This is a genomic window from Streptomyces sp. NPDC005866, assembly GCF_040629895.1.
Lineage (GTDB): Bacteria > Actinomycetota > Actinomycetes > Streptomycetales > Streptomycetaceae > Streptomyces.
This window is the reverse complement of the sequence record NZ_JBEXWP010000039.1, coordinates 21,666-45,315: the sequence shown is the minus strand read 5'-3', so window position 1 is coordinate 45,315 and position 23,650 is coordinate 21,666. Positions and strand designations below refer to the sequence as shown.

Annotated in this window: 24 protein-coding genes and 2 pseudogenes; 12 read left to right on the top strand and 14 right to left on the bottom strand. The window is 68.6% G+C overall.

All coding sequences use genetic code 11. From position 1 onward, the window contains the following. Positions 1–34 precede the first annotated feature (34 nt). The 3 genes from ABZ396_RS37840 to ABZ396_RS37830 form a co-directional block, all read right to left on the bottom strand. The gene (locus tag ABZ396_RS37840) at positions 35–4,390 is read right to left on the bottom strand and encodes a hypothetical protein (RefSeq protein WP_358924462.1); all 4,356 of its coding nucleotides are present in this window, start codon (positions 4,388–4,390) and stop codon (positions 35–37) included. 724 nt (positions 4,391–5,114) lie between these two features. Next, positions 5,115–6,071, bottom strand: coding sequence for a hypothetical protein (locus tag ABZ396_RS37835; protein ID WP_358924461.1), 957 nt, complete (start codon positions 6,069–6,071; stop codon positions 5,115–5,117). Between the two features lie 3 nt (positions 6,072–6,074). Further along, on the bottom strand, positions 6,075–6,533 hold the full coding sequence (locus tag ABZ396_RS37830; RefSeq protein ID WP_358924459.1) for a hypothetical protein: 459 nt from the start codon (positions 6,531–6,533) through the stop codon (positions 6,075–6,077). A gap of 466 nt (positions 6,534–6,999) precedes the next feature. On the opposite strand from ABZ396_RS37830, the gene ABZ396_RS37825 reads away from it, so the two are divergent. The 3 genes from ABZ396_RS37825 to ABZ396_RS37815 all read left to right on the top strand — a co-directional run bounded on the left by ABZ396_RS37825 (position 7,000) and on the right by ABZ396_RS37815 (position 8,587). After that, positions 7,000–7,362, top strand: a complete 363-nt coding sequence (locus ABZ396_RS37825) for a hypothetical protein (RefSeq protein WP_358924458.1) — start codon at positions 7,000–7,002, stop codon at positions 7,360–7,362. A 118-nt stretch (positions 7,363–7,480) separates the two neighbouring features. Continuing rightward, a complete protein-coding gene (locus ABZ396_RS37820; RefSeq protein ID WP_358924457.1) occupies positions 7,481–7,636 on the top strand; it encodes a hypothetical protein in 156 nt (51 codons plus the stop codon). 786 nt (positions 7,637–8,422) lie between these two features. After that, on the top strand, positions 8,423–8,587 hold the full coding sequence (locus ABZ396_RS37815) for a hypothetical protein (protein ID WP_358924513.1): 165 nt from the start codon (positions 8,423–8,425) through the stop codon (positions 8,585–8,587). 55 nt (positions 8,588–8,642) lie between these two features. Here the strand turns inward: ABZ396_RS37815 and ABZ396_RS37810 are convergent. Both ABZ396_RS37810 and ABZ396_RS37805 read right to left on the bottom strand, forming a co-directional pair. Continuing rightward, a pseudogene (locus ABZ396_RS37810) lies at positions 8,643–8,798 on the bottom strand (transposase); the annotation flags it as partial. Between the two features lie 197 nt (positions 8,799–8,995). Continuing rightward, positions 8,996–9,190, bottom strand: coding sequence for a DUF2795 domain-containing protein (locus ABZ396_RS37805; RefSeq protein ID WP_358924455.1), 195 nt, complete (start codon positions 9,188–9,190; stop codon positions 8,996–8,998). Between the two features lie 708 nt (positions 9,191–9,898). Between ABZ396_RS37805 and ABZ396_RS37800 the strand changes: the two genes are divergently transcribed. Further along, positions 9,899–10,102: a cold-shock protein gene (locus ABZ396_RS37800; protein ID WP_358924453.1), complete on the top strand. Its 204-nt coding sequence runs from the start codon at positions 9,899–9,901 to the stop codon at positions 10,100–10,102. A gap of 805 nt (positions 10,103–10,907) precedes the next feature. On the opposite strand, the gene ABZ396_RS37795 is transcribed toward ABZ396_RS37800, so the two are convergent. After that, complete coding sequence (locus ABZ396_RS37795; protein WP_358924452.1) at positions 10,908–11,795, bottom strand: polysaccharide pyruvyl transferase family protein; 888 nt, start codon at positions 11,793–11,795, stop codon at positions 10,908–10,910. A 356-nt stretch (positions 11,796–12,151) separates the two neighbouring features. On the opposite strand from ABZ396_RS37795, the gene ABZ396_RS37790 reads away from it, so the two are divergent. The 4 genes and pseudogenes from ABZ396_RS37790 to ABZ396_RS37775 all read left to right on the top strand — a co-directional run bounded on the left by ABZ396_RS37790 (position 12,152) and on the right by ABZ396_RS37775 (position 14,543). Next, positions 12,152–12,481 (top strand): hypothetical protein, encoded by a 330-nt coding sequence (locus tag ABZ396_RS37790; protein WP_358924451.1) that lies wholly within the window; start codon positions 12,152–12,154, stop codon positions 12,479–12,481. Positions 12,482–12,703: 222 nt separating this feature from the next. Then, on the top strand, positions 12,704–13,612 hold the full coding sequence (locus tag ABZ396_RS37785) for a glycosyltransferase (RefSeq protein WP_358924449.1): 909 nt from the start codon (positions 12,704–12,706) through the stop codon (positions 13,610–13,612). 5 nt (positions 13,613–13,617) lie between these two features. Then, positions 13,618–13,716 (top strand): annotated as a pseudogene (locus ABZ396_RS37780) (transcriptional regulator); the annotation flags it as partial. 29 nt (positions 13,717–13,745) lie between these two features. Beyond that, positions 13,746–14,543 (top strand): winged helix DNA-binding domain-containing protein, encoded by a 798-nt coding sequence (locus ABZ396_RS37775; RefSeq protein WP_358924508.1) that lies wholly within the window; start codon positions 13,746–13,748, stop codon positions 14,541–14,543. A gap of 17 nt (positions 14,544–14,560) precedes the next feature. Here ABZ396_RS37775 and ABZ396_RS37770 read toward each other — a convergent pair whose 3' ends face one another. Further along, positions 14,561–14,845 (bottom strand): nuclear transport factor 2 family protein, encoded by a 285-nt coding sequence (locus tag ABZ396_RS37770; protein ID WP_358924448.1) that lies wholly within the window; start codon positions 14,843–14,845, stop codon positions 14,561–14,563. Between the two features lie 4 nt (positions 14,846–14,849). On the opposite strand from ABZ396_RS37770, the gene ABZ396_RS37765 reads away from it, so the two are divergent. From ABZ396_RS37765 to ABZ396_RS37755, 3 genes are all read left to right on the top strand, one after another. Beyond that, positions 14,850–15,215, top strand: a complete 366-nt coding sequence (locus ABZ396_RS37765) for a hypothetical protein (RefSeq protein ID WP_358924446.1) — start codon at positions 14,850–14,852, stop codon at positions 15,213–15,215. A gap of 640 nt (positions 15,216–15,855) precedes the next feature. After that, positions 15,856–16,416, top strand: coding sequence for a glycoside hydrolase family 25 protein (locus ABZ396_RS37760; RefSeq protein WP_358924506.1), 561 nt, complete (start codon positions 15,856–15,858; stop codon positions 16,414–16,416). Between the two features lie 70 nt (positions 16,417–16,486). Continuing rightward, on the top strand, positions 16,487–16,699 hold the full coding sequence (locus tag ABZ396_RS37755) for a hypothetical protein (protein WP_358924445.1): 213 nt from the start codon (positions 16,487–16,489) through the stop codon (positions 16,697–16,699). A gap of 92 nt (positions 16,700–16,791) precedes the next feature. Here the strand turns inward: ABZ396_RS37755 and ABZ396_RS37750 are convergent, their stop codons facing one another. The 3 genes from ABZ396_RS37750 to ABZ396_RS37740 form a co-directional block, all read right to left on the bottom strand. Next, a complete protein-coding gene (locus ABZ396_RS37750) occupies positions 16,792–17,490 on the bottom strand; it encodes an NAD(P)-binding domain-containing protein (protein WP_358924504.1) in 699 nt (232 codons plus the stop codon). Positions 17,491–17,892: 402 nt separating this feature from the next. After that, entirely contained in the window at positions 17,893–18,105 is a 213-nt protein-coding gene (locus tag ABZ396_RS37745) for an EF-hand domain-containing protein (RefSeq protein WP_358924443.1), read from the bottom strand. Between the two features lie 59 nt (positions 18,106–18,164). Further along, positions 18,165–19,109 carry a MerR family transcriptional regulator gene (locus ABZ396_RS37740; protein WP_358924442.1) on the bottom strand — a complete coding sequence of 315 codons (945 nt, stop codon included), beginning with the start codon at positions 19,107–19,109 and terminating at the stop codon, positions 18,165–18,167. A 53-nt stretch (positions 19,110–19,162) separates the two neighbouring features. Here ABZ396_RS37740 and ABZ396_RS37735 point away from each other — a divergent pair, with 53 nt between their 5' ends. After that, complete coding sequence (locus ABZ396_RS37735) at positions 19,163–19,795, top strand: GNAT family N-acetyltransferase (protein WP_358924441.1); 633 nt, start codon at positions 19,163–19,165, stop codon at positions 19,793–19,795. Positions 19,796–19,954: 159 nt separating this feature from the next. On the opposite strand, the gene ABZ396_RS37730 is transcribed toward ABZ396_RS37735, so the two are convergent. The 4 genes from ABZ396_RS37730 to ABZ396_RS37715 all read right to left on the bottom strand — a co-directional run bounded on the left by ABZ396_RS37730 (position 19,955) and on the right by ABZ396_RS37715 (position 23,583). Then, a complete protein-coding gene (locus ABZ396_RS37730) occupies positions 19,955–21,148 on the bottom strand; it encodes a hypothetical protein (RefSeq protein WP_358924440.1) in 1,194 nt (397 codons plus the stop codon). Next, positions 21,148–21,963: a polysaccharide deacetylase family protein gene (locus ABZ396_RS37725; RefSeq protein WP_358924502.1), complete on the bottom strand. Its 816-nt coding sequence runs from the start codon at positions 21,961–21,963 to the stop codon at positions 21,148–21,150. The genes ABZ396_RS37730 and ABZ396_RS37725 overlap by 1 nt, the downstream gene beginning before the upstream one ends. A 58-nt stretch (positions 21,964–22,021) precedes the next feature. Then, on the bottom strand, positions 22,022–22,525 hold the full coding sequence (locus ABZ396_RS37720; RefSeq protein WP_358924439.1) for an ATP-binding protein: 504 nt from the start codon (positions 22,523–22,525) through the stop codon (positions 22,022–22,024). A 290-nt stretch (positions 22,526–22,815) separates the two neighbouring features. Next, complete coding sequence (locus tag ABZ396_RS37715; protein ID WP_358924437.1) at positions 22,816–23,583, bottom strand: enoyl-CoA hydratase-related protein; 768 nt, start codon at positions 23,581–23,583, stop codon at positions 22,816–22,818. Positions 23,584–23,650 lie beyond the last annotated feature (67 nt).

Sequence of the window (23,650 nt, the reverse complement as noted above, 5' to 3'; positions counted from 1 at the left end):
CGGGAACGGCTCCTGGGAATTCAATGACCCACTGTCAGGGCGTCAGGCTATCAGTGAACTTCGTACCCGAGTCATCGCAGTGAACGACGCTCGTGGGCCGGTTGCCGGGGCCGTCCCCGATGAAAGGAACCGGCGGCGCGACGTCCCAGGGATTCCCACCGCTGCCCCGGTCACTTGTGTCGCACGAACCGTAGGCATGGCCCTTCGTGGGCGGGATAGGGAGGTTCGAGAAGTTCCTCCAGTCTCCTCCCCTGATTCTGGTGCTCGAAGGGTGGCCCAGATTGTCGGTCATTTTGTCGTCGACGTAGAGGTACAGATCGGGCATGTAACTCTGGAAGACGATGCCGTTGGAAGGTGTGGCGTCACGGTCGTCCTGCAGATGTGTCGACTTGACCGTGCCGTCCGCGCAGAATGCAGCCGCGATGTCCTGCCAGATCGGCGGGGCATTGCCGATCAAAGTGCCCCACATGTTGTTGTTCCAGTCACCGGAGTTCTTGAAGAACATCGAGTAGACATCTCCGGCGAAGTTGCGCACGGAGTAGTTGGTGTCGGGGCTGGCATTGATCTTGTCAACCCACGCCTTGACGTTGTCGTTGATGTACTTGTTGGCGATCATGGCTCTGTAGCCGTGCACCCCGCCGCCGATCGCCCGGAAATCCACGCACGTGCGGTCCGCGTTGAGGCGTGCGCCGCGGAAGTGCGGGAGGTAGGCCTGCCCCGGTGTGTCCCCGTCCGTGTACGGGTGGGAGGTGATCTCGTTGCCGTATTCGAGGGCGTCTTGAGTGGTGTAGTCGAGGTCCGGCTTCGGAATGCCGTAGTCGGCTTCGATGCCCTTCATGATGCTGGTCAGGAAGTAGGGGAGATGGGCATTGCCGACGCGAACCTTGTAGTTCGCTCCTTCACTGCCCGGGATGATCTTTCCGCTGCCGTCGGTGACGAACGTGACGACGACATCGCTCTTGATCTTGTAGCTGTTGTCCCCCTTGTACGCCGTGCTCGCGGGCTGTGACGGATCGGGGCGCCGGTTGGACATGCCCATCCACACCGGAATCGACATGGACGGTGCCGAGCCGTCGGCGTTCGGTGTGAAACCGCCGACCTTGATGTCGTCGGCCCACTTCTTGGCCGCGTCGTACGTCTGGGGGCCGGTGCACTCCTCGTGTCCCACCGGGTTGCACCGGTTCCAGCCGGTGAGGCCTGTGGTCATCACCGACGGGTCGGCGCCCCACAGGTGGCCTCCCTCGGCGAGACCCAGGGCCCACTCGTACAGGTTCTTCATCGAGCGCAGCGGGGTGTTGACCTCGGTGGACACCGGCCAGTTCTGGTTGAGCTCCTGGTTCGGGTCGAAGACCGAGGCCGCGGTCAGGGTACGGCGGACGAACGTGCCGGAGACGGGCTGGAAGGCGACCGCGCCGAAGGCGATGTCCTTGTCGGCCGTTCCGTCGGGCGTGTAGTTCGTCAGGCCGACACTGGGTGTGTCGGTGAACTTGTAGGCGCCCAGGGACACCCACTTGCCGGTGTTGGCGTTCTGGTCGACGTACCGGTCGTACGGGCCGCCTTGGGCTCCGCGGACCACGTAGTGCGCCCGTGTGGTCTGCGCCCCGGTGTCGGGTATGTGCACCCACACCTGGGCCAGGTCCATTTTCTCGCCGAGCGTCCATGTGCCGTCGATGTCCATCAGGCCGCCCGGGCCGCCCAGATGGTCTTCGTTGCGGGTGTGGGTGTACCAGAAGTGACCGCCGTAGCCGCCGCCGACCTGGTGCAGGTCGGCTTTCGCCTCGTAGTGGGTACCCGTGGTGGACGGGTAGAACGTGAACTCGAAGCTGCCGGAGGAGGTGGCCTGTCCGCAGTCGCCCCACGTTTCCGTGCCGTTGGGCACCGAAGCGACTACGTGCGCGCCGGCCGGTTGGCCGACACAGACGGGCGTGCCGTTCTTGAGGCGGTAGCCGCGCCCTGGTTCCGGGATCAGTGTCTGGTACTTGATCAGCTCGTGCCCGCACTGGGTGGCACAGTCCGTCTTCCACTTGGCGTTGGGCTTGTTGTACCAGTACTTCGCGTAGCAGGCTTCCGTGCCGCAGTCGGGCGGTGCCGCCGAGTTGCAGTTGTTGTCGGGGTTGCAGAAGGTGACGAGCGGCGGCGAGACCTGGCTGCGCGCGGCCGTGGTGTTCCACCAGGCCGGCCGGAAGCCCGCCGAGGAGAAGCCGGACTCGCCCTTCCAGTCCTGTCGGCCGGTGGTGGCGTAGGAGTATCCGGTGTCTATGGACCAGGCGGACCAGCCCATCACCTTCTCCTCGTAGGGCCAGTCCTGCGGGTGTGCGGCGTCGTGGTTGGCTTCGCTGCCGTCCACGTCCGTGTCCATGAACGGGTGGTTCCAGCTGTTCTTGTAAATGGGGTTGGCCGGGTTGTTGTACCAGCCGAGCCCCCAGTAGCCGTCGTGCTTCGAGGCCTCCGAGGGCGGGTTGAAACCGAGGTTGTAGTTCCAGACCGCGGTGAACCAGTTCTCCACGTAGGAGGGGTCGTCGTTGTTGACGGTGATCGTCTGGCCAGCCTTGTGGACCTCGTTCCACTTGTCGGCGAGGATCTTCATAGAGGCGGCGATGTTGGTCGTGTAGTCGATGGCGACGGCCTTCTGCAGGGTCGGCGACAGGCTCGTCTCCCCGGACTTCTCGTGACCGGCCATGCGCATGCCGTCGGTGACCTGTCCGACGCCGTAACCGCAGTCGGACTTGTCCCAGTTGATGTTCCAGTACGAGTCCGGGTTGCCCGGGTCGATCTGGTGCCCGTAGTAGCCGTCGACCGCCGCGAGGGGGCTGCCCATCTGGCCGGGGATGGAACCGGATTCGGCCTGCCACAGGTTGGATTCCTGGGCCATGATGCCGAGCATCACGTTGGCGGGAATACGACCGTTGCCGGTCAGGGTGGGCGGCTTGAACAGACCTTGCGGGTCGATGCTGCCCATCCCGGTCTGGTTGCGATAGCCGCCCTGATTGAGGTAACTGGCGCGCAGATCACCGCGTACGGCCATGTCGACCGCCCACTCGACCTGGTTCGGTGTCGGCTGGAGCGCCTGTGCGCCCACGTCGTTCCGGGAGACGGAGCACCAGCGGTCGGGATCGGTCGGGTCGTGCGACACGATCGCCGCGGTCCGCGCCTGGGTCGGGGACTTGCCCGCGGCTGCGCCGGCTGCGGCAGACGCCTTGTGGACCGAGGCTAGGGCGGGAGACAACTGGTTCTCCGTGGTGGCCTGCGGTGTGGGCGTGAGCTGTTGGCTGGTCTTCGTGCCAGTGCCCGTGGCGGTGGCGGTCACCGTCATGGGCGAGACGGCCGTCAGCATGCCCGGGGCCTGAGCGGCCGGCTGCGTGTCGGGCTCGGTCTTCGTGAAGCCCTTTCCGGCGTTCTTGATGTGGTCGACGCCCGCCCGCACACCTGGGGTGAGGACCGGGTTGACGGCGAGTCGGCCCAGGCTGGAGATGTCCGTGTCCACCGGGGCGTCGACCCGGGTGATGCCGCTGCCCCGGGTGTGCACGGCGCCGGACGGGTGCCCGACCAGGAACAGTTCGGAGGAACCGCCCCGTGCCAGGTCGAGGTCACCGAGCTTGCCGTCGGCGACAACAGCAGCCTTGCCCTTCGCAGTCCACACCCGGGCACGCGCGCGCTTGCTGCCGTCGCCTTCGACGAAGGCGATCGTCTCGCCGTTCACCAGGTGGATGTCGAACGGCACGCCACCCGTCGTGAGCAGGTCCTTGGTCCTGCCCTTGCGGTCTAGGTGGACCAGATGACTGCCGAGCGCGCCGATCACACCGTCCTTGACGGGCACAGCGCTGGTGACCTCGCCCTTGGTGGCCGAAGTGCTCAGTGTCTTGCCGGCGATGTCCACGGTCACGACACGGGTGCGGGTCGCGGCCGGGTCGTTCATGTCACGGAACGCGGTGAACGCGGCCGTGTGCGTCTGCGGGTTGCAGGACGGATCGAAGTACGCCAGCGACGCCGTGAACGGCAGCTTCGTCACATTCCCGGAGCCCAGGTCCACGATCGCCGCGAACGCACCGCCCTGCATCAGGTCCGGCTTGTTCGTGAAGGTACGCGGTGCGTAGACGACAGCGGCGTGGTCGTGGTCGATCACGCACCGGTTACCGATCCAGGAGTCCGCCGGCATGCCCGGCTCGCTCAGACTCGCGACCGACTTCCATGCGTACGCCTTGGCGCTGTCGGCGACGAGGATCCTCAGCCCACCGCTGTCCGCGGCCGCTGTCACGGCGCGGTCCTTGCTGGTTTTCCAGCCCGTGCCGAGCTTCTTGTCCGGGTCCGCGACCCGTCCGGACGGTGCCGGTTTGCCGTGGCCCGGTGGGGTGTTGGCGTGCGGAGCCGCGAGGGCTGTGGTGGATTGCAAGAGGCCACTGGTCAGCGCGGCGCAGGTCACCAGGGCGGCCCAGCGCGCGTGTATTCGTCTTCTGGGTCTCAAGAGAGGTTCGTCCCGCTTCTCGTCAAGGTTCCCGTGCCCATTTGGGCACGACTCGGCCCGCCCACGGCCATCACGAAGAAATGAGGGCCGCGCGGTAGCTTTTCCCGGGGGTGTCAGCAGGTGGCGTCGAGGGCTGCGCAGACGACGGCCTCAGAGGCCTCCGGCCGGTGTGACTTCTCGGCAACGGTGACCGTTATGGCCAGGTCGCAGCGGTGGGTGGTGAACCAGCCCATCGGCTTTTCATCTTCAATATCCCGAAAGGGAATCCCCACCTCTGTGGTCTCGTGCCCGGATTGGGCACGGCTGTGCCCGCCTACCCCCCGGCCGGAACGACCTGAAGGGCAGGCGGGAACTTGGGTGTTCAAGCCGGCGTCAAAGACCCCAGCGACGACAGTTCTGCGCCCCTAGGACCGGATGCTTGCTAGGGCGCGCGGAGGGCTGGCCGAGTCCCAGCCCTGGCCGGCCGTGATGGTCAGAGCACAGCTGGCCAAATGGGTGGAGCGCCGGTGGCAATACGCACGACATGCGAGGCGTGCGTGGCAGGTGACAGGTCATTGGGTATCGCCGAACGGGTCGTACGTGACGACCTTCAAGCTGATCTTCGAGTCATTCGCCCCGGCCTTGGAGCCGGAGGCCGTGATGGGGGAACAGCCTACTTTCGGGCGGCCAGGACAGCCCGCGCCTGCTCGATCAACTTCCCGTTGCGGGCCTTCTCCGCCTCCAACTCATGCTTGTGGGAGGAGATCTGCTTGTGCTGGTAGGCGGTCTCCGCCTGGTACCAGGTGCCGACGAGGTTGCTGGTCTGCTTGCAGTCGACATCGTCGGTGGCCAACGACACCTCCGCTTTACCCGGCTTCAGGCCGGGCACCTTCGGTGTGGCAAACCGGCCCTCGGTGTCGTCGAGCGATTCCACCCGGTGGCCGTCGCCGGCCATGCAGGATGACCACGTGGCGACAGCGTTCCTGACGGGCGTCTGCTTGGCAGTGGCACCGTAGGACACCGAGGCGAGGTCTCCCGCCAGGTCGGTCTCGTACAGGACGCCGACTTTCGCGTTCGCCTCGGGGATACACGTCTGGTTCATGGCCTCGTCCCAGCCGGAAACAGACGACTCGGCGTCCTCCCTGGCCAGTTCGGCGTCCTCTGCTGCTGTGCCGTCGTCATCGGTGGCCGCCCGGGGCGGGGCGAAGCCGTGCGTGGCGGCCTCCGTGCGGTCGGTGATGCCGTAGCGGCGCTTCATGTTCATCGCGTCGTAGGCAGTACTCGGATGCAGGCCAGACGGTTCGGGCGCGAACTGGAAGCTGAGGCGCTGCATGCACTCCTGCTTCACCAGGTCCCTGGCGTTCTCCACATCCACGACGTCGGCATAACCGAGCATGTAGTCCTGGAGCGGGAGCCGCATTCCCTTGGCCAGCCCCTGTTCCACCCGCGCCTTCGGCCAAGTGGCCCGGATTTTGGCATCGGGCAGCGGCATGGCCTGCGCAACCAGTTGCCGACCCTTCCCGCTGCCCGAAGTGTCGTGCGGAGCGCCACATGCCGAGGTGAACACAGTGGCTGCCATGGCAGCGGCGAGGGCGAGCGCAGCGGCCCGGACTCGGGGCGTCGACATCACCGATCAACTCCTCTTGTGCGAGCCGTTGTGGTTTTTCAGGCCACTGCTCAGGTTGCGGGCGATGCCGTCGGCCTTCGGGTAGTACTTGCTCGTGCCGCTGTAGCCGGTGTTGGCATACACCGTGTATCCGGCGTACGGGTCCTGGTTCCACGCAGAAGCGGCGTTGTGATACACGGCCTGCCCCGATCCTCTGCTGTCGCAGGGGGTCGGCATGCCGCCATAGGCATCGGACGGGAAAGCGCCGAACACGAACGTGATGAACGTGGCGCCGTTGGGCGAGTAGCCGTCCTCGTTGGACCGGGAGTGCCGGGTGGCCACACAGGCGCTGTCGGACTGTTGCGTCGTCTCGGAGCGCGAGTTGAAGTGAATGCGGAAGCAGTGCGTCGGATGGCTGGTGTCACTCGCCGTGCAGTCGTTGTGAACATAGGAAGTAGCGGCCGATGCCGGCGGGGCCACCGTCATGGTGGCCACCACAGCAGCCGCGGCTGCGGCGGTAGTGACGGCGGCTCGTGTGAGACGCAAGGAACCCTCCCCCTTGGTAGCTGTGTGTGCAGGCAGGGGAGAGCACATGACTGGACACGATCCCCCGCTTGCCGTTCCCAGCCTGCGTACGGGCGGACTGGTCTGGTCCATTCGCCGCAAGCAGGACACTCTAAGCACACGCACACCGTGAGCAGCAGGACATTTCATGGGCATGACGAGAAACTGGCATCCAGTGCGGAATCCGCTGCCACACACCTCTACCTGTGCGTCTTCCATGAATGTGGGACGCGCAGTACTCCCGATGGGCGTTTCAGAGATGGCGAGAACCCGCCGATCATGCGCCGGCTCATAGCTGGCGCATCACTCCACCCTCAACTCGCATCGTCCAGACGAACCGATGAAAGTCCTTGCCCGCCAGCAGTACCGCCCTTAACCTTCCGGCGTCATGCGCACACGAACCGCTGCCTGCGTCGCAGCCCTCCTCGCCACCCTCGCTGCGTGCAACAGTCACGCTCCCACCCCTGCTCCCGCCAAGCCGGTCGAAGTGAACCAGTACGGAACCGAAATGAGCCACGGTCACCTCGTCTTCTCCGCCCAGTACACGATCCGCAACATCAGCCGGTCACCCATCGAATACAAGATCGCGTTCAAGTTCGAGGGAGACGGCACCGGTGCAGTAAATCCGAAATGGGTCACCCGGACCGTCGGCGCCCAAAAGACCTACGACGGAACCGTGTCTGTCCCCTGGGAACGCGACGCGGCATCAACAGGAGTAGAAATCAGCCAAGTGCAACAGATTCCGCTCTGAATGGGCGGTATGTGAACACGTAGGTGCTACACGCACACGCCGACGGCCACTGTGCACTCCGCGTCCTTCTCCTCAGGCTCCAGCCCTGACGCGGGCTCGCCGCCTGTAGAAGCCATCGATGTACTCGAAGAACGAGGTCGACACCGGCGCAGGCATGCTCAACGCCGTCCAGCGGTTCTCCGGCGCCATCGGCATCACCGCTCTCGGCACCGTCTTCTTCGAAGCGTCAACCATGGCGGAACGACAGCCTTCGACCACACCGACGACCTCCTGATCGGGCTTGCCACCGTGCTGCGCTGATCACCTTCGCCCTGGTCTGGCTCTCACCGAAGCACGCCCAGCACGCAGCAAGCTGATCCCGGGCCCGCGATCGTCCGCCGAGGCTGCTTGACGAAGTTGGCCATTGGTCTGGTTGTCGAAACTCTACAAGGCATCGATCAATACTGAGTCCAGAAATGCCGCTCCTGATGGCCATCCCGGCACTGTGGCTGCACGCGTGGCCGCACATTGGCCGCACCTAGCCCTTGACAGAGCATCAGCTGACGTCAACATTTCCACAAAGGCCCAGCTCAGGGGCCATGGACCTAGGAATCACTACAGAGATCGCACCTGCGACCTACGCATTAGGACGCACAGACTGTACGTGTCCGTTTGTGATCTCAAGGTCAACAGAAACAAGAAACCCCAGGTCAGAGGCCTGACCTGGGGTTCACCATGGAGCCGCCTTCGGGATTCGAACCCGAGACCTACGCATTACGAGTGCGGGGCTCGCCGAAGCCATCGCATGCCGCCCGAGCATCAACTGCCCAACTCCGCAGGCGTCTGACGCAGCATGGGATACGTTGTAATCAGCTCTCGACAAGAAGTCCCCAAAAAGTCCCCGGCGTGACTCAAGGCAAGCCTAAGCATGCTTAAAATCGCAGGTCAACGCCCTGATCAATAGCCGTCCACAGGTACGTCAAGTACAAGGAGACGGCCCGGGGCGGGCTGGCGGTGAACATCATCGAGTGCTGAGCGAATAGTCCACCCATACCGTTTTGCCCGGCCCGTCGGGACGCGGGTGCCAGTCCCAGCGAGCGGCGAGGCCCGCCACGACAAGCAGCCCGCGGCCGGTTTCCTCCGTGTCGGCGGCATAGAGGCTGGCGGGGCGGAGCGGGAGGCGTTCGGCGCGGGTGTCGCTGACCTCTACGCGTACGAGCCGAGCATCGGCCGGGGCGTGCAGTAGTCGTATCCATTGTCTGCGTGGAGCTTGGCAGGCCGTCATCGACGCTGACCGCGCCGGGAACGAACGGGTGGATGCCCCGCACCAGCGGCTGAAGACCGAGGCTGTCGTGCATGTTGGCGCCGGAGATGCCGAGCGACAGGGGCAGTCCGTTCGTGTCCGTGATCAGGTGGATTTTCGATCCCGGTTTGCCGCGGTCGGTCGGATTCGGTCCTGTCAGTGGCCCCCTTTTGCCGCTCGCACACTGACGGAGTCGATCGCACATCGCGACCAGTCCAGCCCCGTGCTCACCACGTCTCGGCGAAGGACCTTGGCACCGGCAATTAGCACAAGATGACGGTGACCGGCTGTTCAGCGCTGCCGGGCAACGGCCGGGGCGGGCTGCTCCGGCCGTCGCCCACCGATGGCCCGTCACTCGTTCCGGAAGACGGCCTTGCTCACCTCGGCCGGATTTTGAAACTTCTTCTTCCCGAGGTGGGAGATGCGCTCGGTTACCTCTTTGGGCGCGTGATTCTTCTCGGCGACCTTCCGAAGCTGCTCGGAGTCGGCCGGGTACTCCGCGCCGGACAGGGCTTTCTGCAGATCAGGTGGGGCGATGTCCGCCATGGTTCCTCCAGGCGGTGAGATGGCGCTTGCTCGGTCTGTACGCCGGCGCCGCATGCTGCGCCGGGACCCGTCGGGTACCCCCGCCCCGACAGGGGATTCACGAATTCTCCTCGGCCAGGGGTTGCAGGTGAGCCGACGCCCGCCTCGGCCGGCTGCTCGCTGGCGGCACGCTGCGCGTCGCGGGCGGCGAACACCAGGCACGCCCGATACATGGCCGGACGCTCTACGCGACGCGGACTTCTCAAAAAGAGCGGCGCCGAGCGGATTCGGACACGGGAAGGAAGGAGGATCGCCCAAAACGCGAGGCTATTGGGCACGGGTGGGTGCCGTCACTTCCCTTTCTTCCGGAGCGGGTCGGCCGGTTTCGCCGGAGGCATCTCTTCGGGCTGAATCTCCGCGGTCCCCAGCGGCACACACGATGCCGGGCCCTCGGGCTCCGGGCCGGAAGCACACAGCGATCACGACCGATCAGTCCTCTGCACTACCGCACGTCCCCGGCGAGGCGGAAGGCAATCACCGAGGCCGGCATGTTCGCGTAGCGGCAGCCATCACGCGGGTGTAGCGTCGAACTTGAGCAGTCGTGGTTCCGAAGGTCGTTCGCCCGTGATCGCAAACACGGGCGTTCTTGCTGTTCAGCGTCTCTCCGGGCCAAGGCGGCTACTGCCGGGCGCCGAGGACGCGGGCCCGGTTCGCTCGAAGGAGAGAGTCATGGCCAGGGGCACGGTCAAGTGGTTCAACAGCGAGAAGGGCTTCGGCTTCATCGAGCAGGAGGGCGGCGGTCCTGACGTGTTCGCCCACTACTCGAACATCGCCAGCCAGGGCTACCGCGAACTGCAGGAGGGCCAGAAGGTCGAGTTCGACATCACCCAGGGGCAGAAAGGTCCTCAGGCGGAGAACATCCGCCCCGTCTGACCCAGTCGGCTCGGCAAGGGGTGCCGACTTCGCGGTTCAGGGTCCGTCGCAGCCCGTGGCCGGTCCAGTGGATCATGCCGCGAGTGTGGCTCGGCGGACCTCTTCCCTTGGGCGTCACACGCTTCCGGGCGCCTGATGGGTCACGTGCCGTCCGGCGCCGGCCGCACATGGAATCCGTTGCGGCCGTCGAACCGTACTCCCAGGACGGCGTCCCCGTCCGCCGGCGACGGACGGCGCAATCGCTTCCCGGTGGCGTGGATACCGATGTCAGGGACCCGATCACGCCCCGGCCGAAGCGCATTGCCCAGTACGCGGTGACTGTCGCGCAATGGGCGCGCCCGGAAGCGATGAGCGGCCTCCACTCGTCGGGAGAGGGATTGGTGTTGTCGATCGCCACCGATCTCCCCGCGTCCAGTGCACCCCAACCAGGCGCATCTGCCGTTCCTGCTTGTGCCGGGCGCTTCGCCGGAAAAGGTCCTTGCTGACCTGCTCGTAGAGCCCGCGCAGACGCTGCTCGGAGAACGTTGACTTGCCGGACGCCTGAAGCCCCACGAGTACGGCAACGTGCAGCGCTTTTACGCTAGCCCTGGCCCTCCCGGTCGCTCGGCAGCCGGTGTCGTTGTCGTTCCGCCCGGCTCGCTCCGGGTTCCGGGCCCACCTCGGCGACCGAGTGGCCCACCAGCTCGATCGTTACCTGGTCGGCCAGGTCCTTACGCTTCTTGGAGCGCCGCGCGACAGCGTCTCGGTACGGCCGAAGAACTCCTCGACCTCACAGTGATCGGTCGTCAGCTCCTCGATGAACGGTTCAGCGCATCGAGTGGCAGGCTGCGGCCATCCGGCCCGACTCGGACAGCGCCCACCGCCACCAGTGGTCCAGCACCTCTTCGCTCAGCGTCCGTGCCTCCACCAGCGCCGGCCAGCCCACCACCCGCGCCTGGGCGGTCACCTTGGCGCCGCTCGCGACCGGGTCCACGGCGATCACCGGTGTACCGGTACGCAGGGCCAGCACGAGACCGTGCAGCCGGGTGGTGACGACCACGTCGAAGCGGGAGACAAGAGCGAGGAACTGCTCCGCCGTGGCGCACAACCGCCAGTCGTCCGTGGCCAGCCGGGTCTCGGCCGGCACCCGCACACAGTCCTTGCCGGCCAGCCAGCCGGTGATCCGCGCGTTCACCTCCTCGTGCCGGCGGCGCTTGCCGTACTCGCCCTGCCCGTGGGAGAGCACCACCCCGGCCACGGGCGGCGGCGGGCCCACCGGGGCCGAGGCCGCCAGGTCGTGCCGGGCCGGAGCCGGGGTGCCATCCCGGGCGATGATCTCGTGGAAACCGGTGGCCGCCGGATCGTCCGGATCGACGACGGAGACACCGGCGGCCAGTCGTCGACAGGTCCTGAACCTGGCATGCAACAAGGTGACTTGGGGCCCGTGCACCGGTCCGCACACGAAGAGCAGGGTGTCGTACGCCTCCGGGCGCGCCGTCTCCAGGGACAGCGCGCCGGGACGGAAGCCGGGACTCCACGCCGTGTCGTGCCGGATGCCCGCGCGGCTGAGCGCGGCCGTCATGTGTTGCTGGGCGAGTACGTCACCGGCCGTGGCCTCGCCGTCACGGAAGCTGAACCAGCCGGACAGCAGCAGCCGCCCCCGGTGAACCGGGCCGAGTGCACTCAGCACGGCCGCCGCGGTGTCGTCGTGCATGGCCCTCTCCCTCGTGGAGTCGCCGGTCGTGGAGTCGCGCGAGTACCCGGCTGAGTCGACAATAAGAATCCAAGGTGTGAAGACAACCCGCAGGGGAATTCCGCTGCCGATGTCGTCCAGCCACCGGCGGCCGACCAGGGCGGTCCTTCGGCACAGCGGGACCGTAGCCCTGTGCTTGATTCCGAGCGGGCCGACGAGATCGGCCCCGGCGACACGGCATGCGCCGAACGCCCAGGCAGGGGCGTGGCAGAGCGCGAAGACGTGGACGAAGGAACAGCCTTCATGACTGGTGACTCACCGATCCCCTGTCGGCACGCCCTCGTGACCGGCGGCGCCGGCTTCCTCGACTCCCACCTGTGCGAACCCCTGCTGGATCCGGGGGCCGAGTCAACCGTGCCGACAACCTGGTCTGCGGGCGGCGCGAGAAGGCGGTCCAGCTGGAGGACCGGCCCGATTTCCGGTACATGCACTGCGACGTCTCCGACCCCGAGGGCGTGGAACAGCTGCCGGGCCCGTACGACCCGGCGCTGCACTTCGTCGGCCCGGCCTCGCCCGCCGATTACCTGCCCCTGCCTCCGGAGACCCTTGGGGTCGGCAGCCTGGGCACCCGCAGCGCGCTGGGGATCGCCGAACGCGACGGCGCCCGCTTCCTGCTCGCCTCCACCTCCGAGGGAACCACGTGCTGACCACCTGTCCGCACAGGCCCTGGCCCATCGCCCGCGCGCCACCGGCGGCCTCACTCCGGCCGCCCCGGCCGCCCCGGCCGGCGCCCGCCGCGCCCTGAAGGAGACCCTGCTGCGGCTCCCCGCCACCCTGGCCCGCCGCCGCACCCCGCCCCCGCACGTCGAACACGCCGTCCGCCTGCTCGACCGGCAGGCGGCCGCACGACCGGAGGAAGAGCCCACGCGATGACCCTGACCGGCCCCGACGACCGTACGACCGTCGTCGTGATCACCCACAACCGGCGTGACGAACTGCTGCGCACCCTCGACCGGCTGCGCCTGCTGCCCGAGCGTCCCCGCGTGATCGTCACCGACAACGCCTCGGCCGACGGCACCGCCGAAGCGGTCGCCCGCGACTTCCCCGAGGTGACCCTGCTGCGCCCGGGCCGCAACCTGGGCGCCATCGGCCGCAATCTCGCCGTCCGCCATGTGACCACGCCGTACGTCGCCTTCTGCGACGACGACTCCTGGTGGGAGCCCGGCAGCGTGCGGCACGCGGCCGACCTGCTCGACCCACGGCCCCGGCTCGCGGGCGTCACCGCGCGGATCGTCGTGGAACCGGATGGTACTGAGGACCCGGTCGTCCGCGAGCTGCGCGAGTCCCCACTGAGCGGACCCGGCTGGCTCCCCGGGCCCGCCCTCGGCTCCTTCCTCGCCGCCGCCACCGTGCTGCGTACCGAGGCCTTCCGGGCCGCCGGCGGCTTCCACCCCGGCCTGTGGCTCGGAGGCGAGGAGGAACTGCTCGCCTGCGACCTGCTGCGCCAGGGCTGGTGGCTCACCTACGCCGAGGACCTCACCGTCCACCACCAGGCCTCCCCGCTGCGCGACAGCACCGCCCGACGCGTCCTCGGCATCCGCAACACCCTGTGGTTCACCTGGCTGCGCCGCCCCCTGCCCTCCGCCCTACGCCGCACCGGGCATCTGATCCGCACCGTGCCCCGGGACACCGCCTCCGCGCGCGCCTTCGCCCACGCCACCGCCGGCCTGCCCTGGGTGCTGCGCCAGCGCGACCCGGTACCACCGGACCTGGAACGCCGGCTCGCCGCGCTCGAACGCGCCCGCCGGACCTCACCCGCACGGCGGTACGTCGGCTGACCGTCGGGCCGGTGGCCGGTATCGGCGAAGCCTCACTGCGGGCCCTGACCAAGCTGCGGCAGGTCATGCCGTCCCGGCTGCGGAACCGGCTGGACGCCCTCCAGGTCGACATCATGGACCGCCCGCAGGCCGCATCGGCGGTGGGCGCTCAGGCCTTGGCCGCCGTCGGGCGGCCCGCGAAGTCGGCGACCCGGCGCTGGTCGCCCAGCACGCCCTGGAACTGCTGACGAAGGGGCCGATGACTCAGAAGGAACTGGGCGAGGCACTCGCCGAGCGCGTGCCGGGCGCGCCGCCGCGCCAACTCGCGGACGTCGCCCGGGCCCGGCTGGCACTGGTCCAGCTGCCGCCACGCGCGGTCTGGGGGGCGGGCGGGGCGACCCGCTACGCCACCGCCGAGTCCTGGCTCGGCGCACCGGCCAAGGCCACCGCGCTGCCCGCCATGATCCGCCGTTACCTGGCCGCTTTCGGACCCGCGACGGTCGCCGACGTGCAGGCATGGTGCGGGCTGACCAGGCTGCGGGAGGTGACCGACACGATGACCGACCTGGTACGGCTGCGCGGCACAGGCGGCGCCGACCTGCTGGACCTGCCCGACGCGCCCCGTGCCGACCCCGGCCTGCCGGCGCCGGCGCGCTTTCTGCCGGACTTCGACAACGTCGTCCTCTCGTACGCCGACCGCAGCCGGATCGTGCCCGAACCGTTCCGCAAGAAGCTGTTCCTGCGGAACGGCATCGTGCCCGGATCGATCCTGGTCGACGGCATGGTGGCCGGCCTCTGGCGAGCCGACGGCGGGCTGGTCACCATCTCCCCGTTCCGGCCGCTGACTTCGGCGGAGATCGCCGAACTGGACTCGGAGGGAAGGGAGTTGGCCTGTTTCCTGGCGGCTGCCGGTGAGCGCCCGGACGTCCGCTTCGTCGCACCGGTCGACTGACCGGTTCAAGGCCGCCGCTACTGCGCGGGCGCGTCCGTGACGACGAGCCGGGTCTTGATCAGCCAGGAGTCGCCGTCCGGGACGAGGACGTCCTTGCAGGTCGTGCTGGACCGCAGTGCGGGACCGTCCGCCGCGGTGATCTGGAAGACCAGCGCGTAGCTGCGCACCCGCAGGGCGCCTTCTGCCCCGTTCCCGCTCTCTGCGGAGATGTCCGCCATGCCGAGCCAGTGCCGCCGCGCGATGCCTTGCGCCCGCAACTGCTCGACGGTTTTGGTGGCCTGGTCCGGATTTACGCCGTACATCCTGATGGGGTCGGTCGACGGCTCGTTGCGTGCGCTGGAGCGGTTGCGGGCGCTGGGTCCGGGTACGGTCGTCGCCGGGCACGGCGCGGTCGGCGGCCCGGAGGTGCTCGACGCCACGGAGGCGTATCTGCGCTGGCTGCGGCAGCTGGCCCGGGACGGCATGGCCGCCGGGGTGTCCACGCTGGGGGCCGCACGTTCGGCCGACCTCGGGGAGTTCGCCCAGCTGATCGACGCCGAACGGCTGGTGGGCAATCTGCATCGGGCGTACGCCGAGTTGCGGGGCCTGCCACCGGGCGCCCGGATCGACGTGGCCTCGTCCGTCGTGGAGATGTTCGAGTTCAACGGCGGACGGCCGGAGTGTCACGCCTGAGCGTGACGATCCCCGTCCCGGACACACCCGATGGAGGCACCGCGCATGCAGTACGGAATCCGCGGCACCGGCTCGTACCTTCCCCCGTACAGGTCACCAACGAGCAGGTGCCGTTGGCGGCGGGGTGACGGCCGACTGGATCGAGCGCAAGACCGGCATAGTCGAGCGTCGGCACGCCCGTCCCGACCAGGCGTCCTCCGACCTGGCCGCGCAAGCGGCCCGGCACGCCCTGGAACAGGCAGGGGTCAGCCCTTCCGAGGTCGGCTGCATCGTGGTGGCGACCTCGACCCGCGACCACCCGCAGCCGGCCACCGCCAACCTGGTGCAGTACCTGATCGGCGCACCCAGGGTGGGCGACGGCGCGATCGGCTTCTGGAAGGCCCCGCGGTCGTTCACTCGGCTGCTGCCGCGCCGTGCCGTCACCTCGCCGCACACAGAGAGCCTGGCCAACGACGGCAGCGCGCTGGTCACTCACGGCCTCGCCGTCGGGGTCGTGGCCGCGTCGGAGCTGAACTCGCCCGCAGCTGACAATTCACGCGCCCACGCGGGTCTCCCGTGCCGATCCGGGGAATACGGAATACGCAGTTGCAATTCCTGCCCCCACCCCTGCCTCCCCCCACCGGCACCAGGGAGCCCCCACATGCTGCACGGAATCGACGTGAGCGCGTACCAGTCCTCCGCCTACGACACGGGCGGCCTCTCCTTCGTCTTCATCAAGGCGACGGAGGGGCGTTCGTACGTCAATCCCAAGCTCGCCGCCCAGACCAAGACCGGACGCGACGCCGGACTGGTCGTCGGCTACTACCACTTCCTCTGGCCCGGGAACCTCACCGCCCAGGCCGAGTACTTCGTCAAGCACGCCCCCGAGAAGGCGGGCGAGATCCTCGCCGTCGACTGGGAGACCACCGGCGACGGCACCCACGCGAGCAACGCCGAGAAGGACCGATTCATCCGAACTGTGAAGGAACTGCGGCCCAGCTACCGGGTGGTGCTGTACACCAACCGGAACTTCTGGCTGAACATCGACAACACCTCGTACGCGGGCGACGGCCTCTGGATCGCCGACTACGTCAGCGCCGGCCACCCCCGCATCAAGGCCAAGTGGCGTTTCCACCAGTACACCAGCGACCCGCACGACAAGAACGTGGCGGACTTCGCCGACAAGGCGGCTCTCAAGTCATGGGCGAAGAAGGAGAGTTGAGCCGCCGCTTGCCACTCTCCGGCGGATCCTGCAGGTTTCGGGGCGGTGCGCCGGGGCCACACTGTGAGTCGTGGTGACCAGCCCCGCCCCCTTCTGGGAGACCCTCGACGCAGCGGACCGGGCGGCGCTGCTGCGGGCGGCGACGCGGGTCCCGCTCCCCGCCGACCGGCAGTTCCTCCCCCAGGGCGAGGGCTCCGACCATCTTTTCGTGCTGGTGTACGGCTGGGTCAAGGTGGTCGCCCGGTCGCACGCCGGCTACCGCGCCCTGCTCGCTCTGAGATAGAAGCTGCCGGCGGCAGTGTCCACGCCATGTGGCGCACAGCGCCCCGATCCCGGTCCGGCTGCACACAGACCCCGGGCCCGCGCTCCGCCGCCCTACCCCCGGAAGGCCTCCGGGCGCTCCGGAGACGCCTCCGCCAGGGCCTTCCGTACCCCCTCGGCGTTCGCCCGCAGGCCGTACACCGGCGTGCCCGGCTGCTGGCGCCAGGAGTCGTCGATGCCGCCGTTGTCGACCGTGTCGAAGCCGAGTTCGTCGATCAGGTCGCGGACGACCCGCTTGGCCGCCTCGTCGTCACCGGAGACCGGGAGGGCCTGGCGGCCGGGTTCGCCGGCGGGGCGGTGGCGGTCCAGGATGTCCTGGGCGTACGTGCCGTTGAACGCCTTGATCACGGGGTGGCCGATCCGGCGCTCGGTCCAGCGGCTCTCCGTGATGCCCTCGTCCTCGATCTCGCCGATACGGCCGTCCCGCTCGCGCGGGTAGTAGTTGCCGGTGTCGATCACGGCGACGTTCTCCGCCGCGCCGTCCAGCAGGCCCGCCGGCAGGTTGGGGACCGCCTTCACCGGGACCGCGACGACCACGACCTCGGCGCCGCGCGCGGCTTCCTCGGCCGGTACGGCCGTCGCTCCCGTCTCGTCGGCCAGTTCGCGGAGTGTCTCGGGGCCGCGCGAGTTCGCCACGGACACGTCGTGACCGAGGGCGGTGAGCCGCCGGGTGAGGTTGCCGCCGATGTTGCCCGCGCCGATGATGCCGATCTTCATGACACGCCTTTCGGGAGTAGATGCACATGCATTGATTCGCTGCTGTCCGGCATCAACCCCGGGCGTACGGGACCTATTCCACAGCTGAGCCGAACGGGTGCGCTGCGGGTCGCGGGCCTCAGATCCGTACGACGATCTTGCCCAGGTGCGCGTTGGACTCCATCAGCCGGTGCGCGTCCCGGATGCGGTTCAGGCCCTCCGACTCCCCCGTGACGATCACCTCCGCCGCACCCAGTTTCCAGCACCGCTTCCGATTGACCTCGGTGCGGGTGGTGACGATCGGACTCGCACCGATGCGGCGGGCGCCCTGGATCGCGGCGGTTCCGAGTCAGCCCGCGCGGCCGCCGGTGGACCATGGCGACTCTCGCCGCCCACCGGCCGCGCGCACGAGAAAGGGGGTCCGGGATCCGGGCCCCCTTCGCTCCTCGCTCCTGGTGCCTACTTGCTCAGGTGGGCCCAGAACTCGTCGAACGACAGAACCTTGTCGCCGTCCAGGTCGCGGCTGTCGATGATCGCCTGGGCGACCGTTTCGGTGACGTTCCAGTCGCCCCCCTGCGCGAGAGCGGTCTTGAACTCGGCGGCGGTGATGAGACCGTCACCGTCCGCATCGATCCGCTGGAAGTGAGTGCGCGCTTCTTCGATGTCCGCCACCGATCCGCCCCTTTTTGTTCGTATTACTTGTGCCGTGCCGGCGTCTGTCGCAGGTCAGATTAACGGTCCACGCGAGCACGCAGAGCGGCGGCCGCCCAGGCGAACTCCTCCGCGTACACGGTGAAGGGCTGTCCCTTCAGCACGGAGAGCAGCTCGCGGTAACGGGCGAGCCGGTCGTCGAAGGCGGTGTCCAGCCGTTTCAGCACGGCGGCCGGGTCCGCGTCGCCCAGCAGTTCCCGCAGTACCTCGTCGGCCTCCGGCGCCTCGGGCGCGATGCCCCGCCGGCGTGCGTCGCCCACCAGGTCGATGAGCCGCTTCACGAACCACAGGGAGGTCCCGGCCGGCACCTCGGGCCCCCGGTCGGCCGCGTTGAGCTCGGTCGCCCTGCGCATCTGGGCCCGGAATTCGGGGTCCTGGACCATCTCGGCCAGCTCTACCCAGGCGTCGACCTGCTCGGGCGTCGGCTCCTCCGGCAGGTCCGCCACGGTGGCGAGCATCCGCTTGCGGATCTCCGGGTCGACGGTGTCCAGCCCGTGCAGCGTCTCCTCGACGAACTCCTCGAGGATCCGCCGCCGCTCCGCCGCCGACAACCGCGCCAGCTTGTTCATCAGGGTCATCTCCTCCGCACTCGAACCGCGTCGGGCCACGGTCGACAGCACTGCCCGGGTCACCTTCAGGGACCGGATCTGCGCGTCCAGCGCCGCCACATGCGCCGCCGCCACCTCCGCCACGGTCTGCTCGCCGGAGAGCACCGCACGCACATGCGCCAGCCCGAGGCCCAGTTCGCGCAGGGTACGGATCAGCTCCAGCCGGGCGAAGGACTCGGCGTCGTACAGCCGGTAGCCGCCGGACGACCGGCGCACCGGGGTGAGCACGCCCTCGTCGGACCAGTAGCGGATGGTGCGCACGGTCAGCCCGGTGGCCTTCGCCAGCTCACCGATGGTGAAAAGTCCGGTGCTGTCGTACGGGGGGTCTGGGGGGTCGCCCCCCGGATAGCCCAGCATGTCTGCGAGTGTGGACCTTCCAGTGGGTGGAGACTCAAGGAGCGGGCACGGCCATGGAGACCTTGCGGGACATTCTCGACGCGGCGGCCCGCGGTGTCTTCCCACCGCCCGACGGCCGTACGACGGTCGTCCCGCAGCCGTCCGCCCGGGACGCGGGGGTCCTCTCCTTCACCGCGCACTCGGTCGTCTTCACCGACGAGGATCCCGAGTGGGTGTACGACACCCTGCGCGCGACCCCCTGCGACGCGCTGTGCGCGACCATGAACGCGCGCTTCCTCACCGCCCTGATGGACCGCACGGGCCGGGAGCAGGAGACCATCGACACGTTGCTGGTCGCCGGCCCGCTGCCGGGCCGCCCGGACCTCCCGCTCACGGAGCTCACCGGACCCGGTCACTCCCGGGTCGCCTATGCCCGCGCCCGCCGTGACGAGGTGCGCGCCTGGGCGGCGGAGGGCGGAGTGGTCGTCCTGGGCCGGGGGGTCGCGGGACGCCTTGAGGCCTCGGTGGAGGTGGACGAGGGGGTGCGGCGGCCGGGGCTGGGCCGGGCCCTGGTGACCGCCGCCCGGCAGCTGGCCGAGGAGCCCCTGTGGGCGCAGGTCGCCCCGGGGAACGCCCGCAGTGTGCGGGCGTTCCAGGCGGCGGGCTGTCTGCCGGTCGGCGCCGAGGCGCTGCTGCTCAGGAAGTGAACCTCAGTGCCTGGACTGGTAGTTGGGGTTGCTCTGGCAGTCGTCCATGATCTCGGTCTTTTCTTCTTGTCGACTGGTGATCAGGGGCAGCACGGTGTCGGGTCGGTGACGGCGTGCCGGGATCGTCACTCGATCGGCGGCGTGTCCAGCCGGCGTGCGTCAGCGGAAGATGCCGGTGTGGCCGAGGGAGTAGCGGCCCGGCTGCGGATAGACGGCCAGGCCGTGCGGGCCGCTGCCGACGTGGATGCGGGCCAGTTCGGTGCCGGTGCGGGTGTCGATGGCGTACACCTCGGAGTTGTAACGACCGGACAGCCACAGGACCTTGCCGTCCGCCGACACCCCGCCCATGTCCGGGCTGCCGCCGCCCGGCAGCCGCCACTTCTTCGTCAGCCGGTTCTGGGCGAAGTCGTAGACGGAGATCGTGCCCTCGCCCCGGTTGGAGATGTACATCTCGCGGGAGTCCCGGCTGACGTACAGCCCGTGGGCGCCCTTGCCGGTGGCCAGGAAGGTGGGCACGGTGAACTTGTCGCCGTTCAGGATCCACACACCGTTGGCCATCATGTCGGCGATGTAGAACAACTTGCCGTCGGGCGAGACCTTGACGTCCTGCGGCATGGCGCCGTGGAACGGCAGCTTCTCCTGCCGGAGCACCTTCATCTTCTCGGTGTCCACCTTGAGCAGCTCACCGCTGAACTCGCAGGAGACGATGAAGTACCGGCCGTCCAGGGAGAAGTCGGCGTGATTGACGCCGTAGCAGCTGACCGGGACGGACTTGACGGTCTTCATGGTGTGCGCGTCCCGGAACACCAGCTGCCGGTCCATGGAGGCCATCACGATCGCGTACTTGCCGTTGGGCGTGAAGTACAGGTTGTACGGGTCGTGCACGGCGACCGGCTTGCCGACCCGGCCGGTCCTCGGGTCGATGGGGGTGAGGCTGTTGCCCAGGTCGTTGTTCACCCACAGGGTCTTCAGGTCCCAGGACGGTACGACGTGCTGGGGCTGCCGGCCGACCCGGATGGTCTGGATCACCCGGTGCGTCTTCGGGTCGATGACCGAGACCGTGTCGGAGTTGGTGTTGGGGACGTAGATCCGGGACGGGAAGTCCTTGACGACGGGAGAGAGCTTGTTGGGGCGGTCGGCGGAGTACACGTCCGTTGGGTCGAGGACCGGGGGCATTCCCGGCAGCACGTCGACGACCGGCTCCGCCTTCTGCGCCTGCGGCCGCACGGGAGCGGTGCTGCTGGCGGCCGGCGTATCGGGGTTTCCGGATCCGCTGCTGCACGCGGGCAGCAGCGCCAGGGCGGCGAGGGCGGCGCCGACGGCCGGCAGCCGGGCGGCTTTCATGGTTCGCATCAGCTCAGCAGCTCCGTGGTGGTGACCGCGCGCAGTCCGCGGCGGTCGAGTTCTTGGAGTACGGCAGGGAGGGCGGCGACCGTGTCCGGGTACCCGAAGTGCATGCTCACCACCGAGCCGCCCTTGACCTCCGCGAGCACCTTGCGGGTGATGGCCGCCGCGCCGGGCCGGGTGTAGTCGAGCGAGTCGACGTCGTACGACAGCACGTGCGGGTAGCCCGCTTCGGTCGCGAGCCGGGCGACGAGCGGCGATGCGGTGGACGCCCTGGACGGGCGGAACCAGCTGCCGATCGACCCGGTGAGCCGCCTGAGGCGGTCCGCGCACTTGGTGATCTCCTCGCGGGCGTCGGCCTCGGCCATGGCGTTGATGGAGATGTGCCGCTGGGTGTGGTTGCCGAGGTCGTGGCCGCCGTCGAGGATGCGGCGGGCCATGGCGGGGTGCGCGTCGAGCCAGCTGCCCACGGCCAGCACCGTGAGGTGGGCGCCGTGCTTCTCGGCGGTGGCGAGGAGCTGGGTGGCGAGAGTGGGGTCGCCCTGGCCGTGGAAAGTGAACGCGACGGATGTGCTCGCGCTGGGGCCGTGGGTGATCTGGAGCGGTTGTCGGGGGAAGGCGCGGGGGGAGGGGGCGACGGGGGTGGGGGTGGCCGTGGTGGGGCCGGCCGACGTGGGGTTGGCCGACGTGGGGTTGGCGGCAGGGTGCGGGGGCGGCGCGTCTTTACCGGTGGTGCCGCAACCGGTGGCGAGCGTGCCTCCGGCGATGAGGCCGGCGCCTGCTCGGAGGACGTCGCGTCGGTTGGTGGTGGTCACCCGTCCTATTTAAGGGGCGCGGGGTAAGAAAACGGTTGATTGACCTGACAGGGGGCCAGCGAGCCCCTCATCGATCAGCCACCCGCATCTCGAACCACGTCGTCTTGCCCCGGGGCAGCAGATCGACGCCCCACCTGTCCGACAACTTCTCCACCAGGAACAAGCCCCGCCCGCTGACGTCCATCTCCTGAACCGGCATCAGACACGGCAGCCCCCGCGACGGATCGCGCACCTCCACCCGGATCCATCCCGGGCGGCGGCGCATCCGCAGGCCGAAGACGCGGGCGCCGGTGTGCCGTACGGCGTTGCCCACGAGTTCGGAGACGAGTAGGACCGCGTCCTCGGTCATCTTGGGGCCGAGCCGCCACTGGCGCAGGATGACGACCTGGGCGAGCCGGCGGGCGGTCGCCGCGGACTCGGGGCGGGACGGCAGCGGAACCTCTGCTTCCGTCGGGTTGCCGAACAGTTCGATCGCCTTGAGCGCACGCTCGTCCTCGGCCGCAGGCGACCACCGCGCCGCGGCCGCACGGCTGTGTCCCCGCGGCTGTTCGATGCCCTCCAGCCCCGCCATGCCCCCATCATGGCCGCCCAGTTGGCCCTCCGGGGCCGTTCCGGAGGAATACGCCTCCGCGAAACTGCCACCCCGTGCTGGCCGACTGGCATATGCCGTCGGCATTTCGGGGGTTCTGACAGGCCGTCCGACCTGCGATGACGGCTCATCTCCGGGCAAGCGACAGACCCCCTCGACAAGGCAGACCTAAGGTTGCCCTAAGGCTCCCATAAACCGCCCCATCGAGGGACCCAGGAATCAGACATCACGTCAATTGCAAGCGGTTCGCGGCTTTCACAACTAGGCGAAGATCACAGGAACTTCGCCTTGCCCGGCCCCTCCTCCACGAAGCTGCGCATCCCCCGCTCACGGTCCTCGGTCGCGAACAGCCCGGCGAACCAGTTCCGTTCGACGGCGAGCCCCGTCTCCAGGTCGGTCTCGACGCCGGTGTCGATCGCCTCCTTGGCGGCACGGAGAGCGATCGCCGGCCCCTGGGCGAGCCTGGCCGCCCAGGCGTGCGCCTCGGTGTAGACGTCGGCGGCGGGTACGACCCGGTCGACGAGGCCGATGGCGAGGGCTTCGTCCGCCTTGACCATACGGCCCGTGAAGATCAGGTCCTTGGCCTTGGAGGGCCCGACCAGACGGGGCAGCCGCTGGGTGCCGCCGGCCCCCGGGATGAGCCCGAGCAGGATCTCCGGCTGACCGAGCTTGGCGTTGTCGGCGGCGATCCGGTAGTCGGCGCAGAGGGCGAGCTCGCAACCACCGCCGAGGGCGTACCCGGTGACGGCGGCGACGACCGGCTTGGGAATCCGGGCGACGGCGGTGAAGGAGTCCTGGAGGTCACGGGCGCGCAGAATCATGGCGGTGTGGTCCATGTTCTGCATTTCCTTGATGTCGGCACCGGCCGCGAAGACCTTCTCGCCGCCGTAGATGACGACGGCTCGGACATCCTCGCGGCGGGTGGCCTCTTCCGCCAGTTCCTTGAGCCGGTCCTGGGTGCCGACGTCAAGGGCGTTCATCGGGGGCCGGTCGAGGCGGAGGGTCCCGACACCTTCGGCGACTTCGAGGGTCACAGTCATGCCCAGCAGGTTAACGCTGGTTCATCCGCGCAGCCCAGGGGGCCGGTTCCGACGCGGCGGCAGCCCG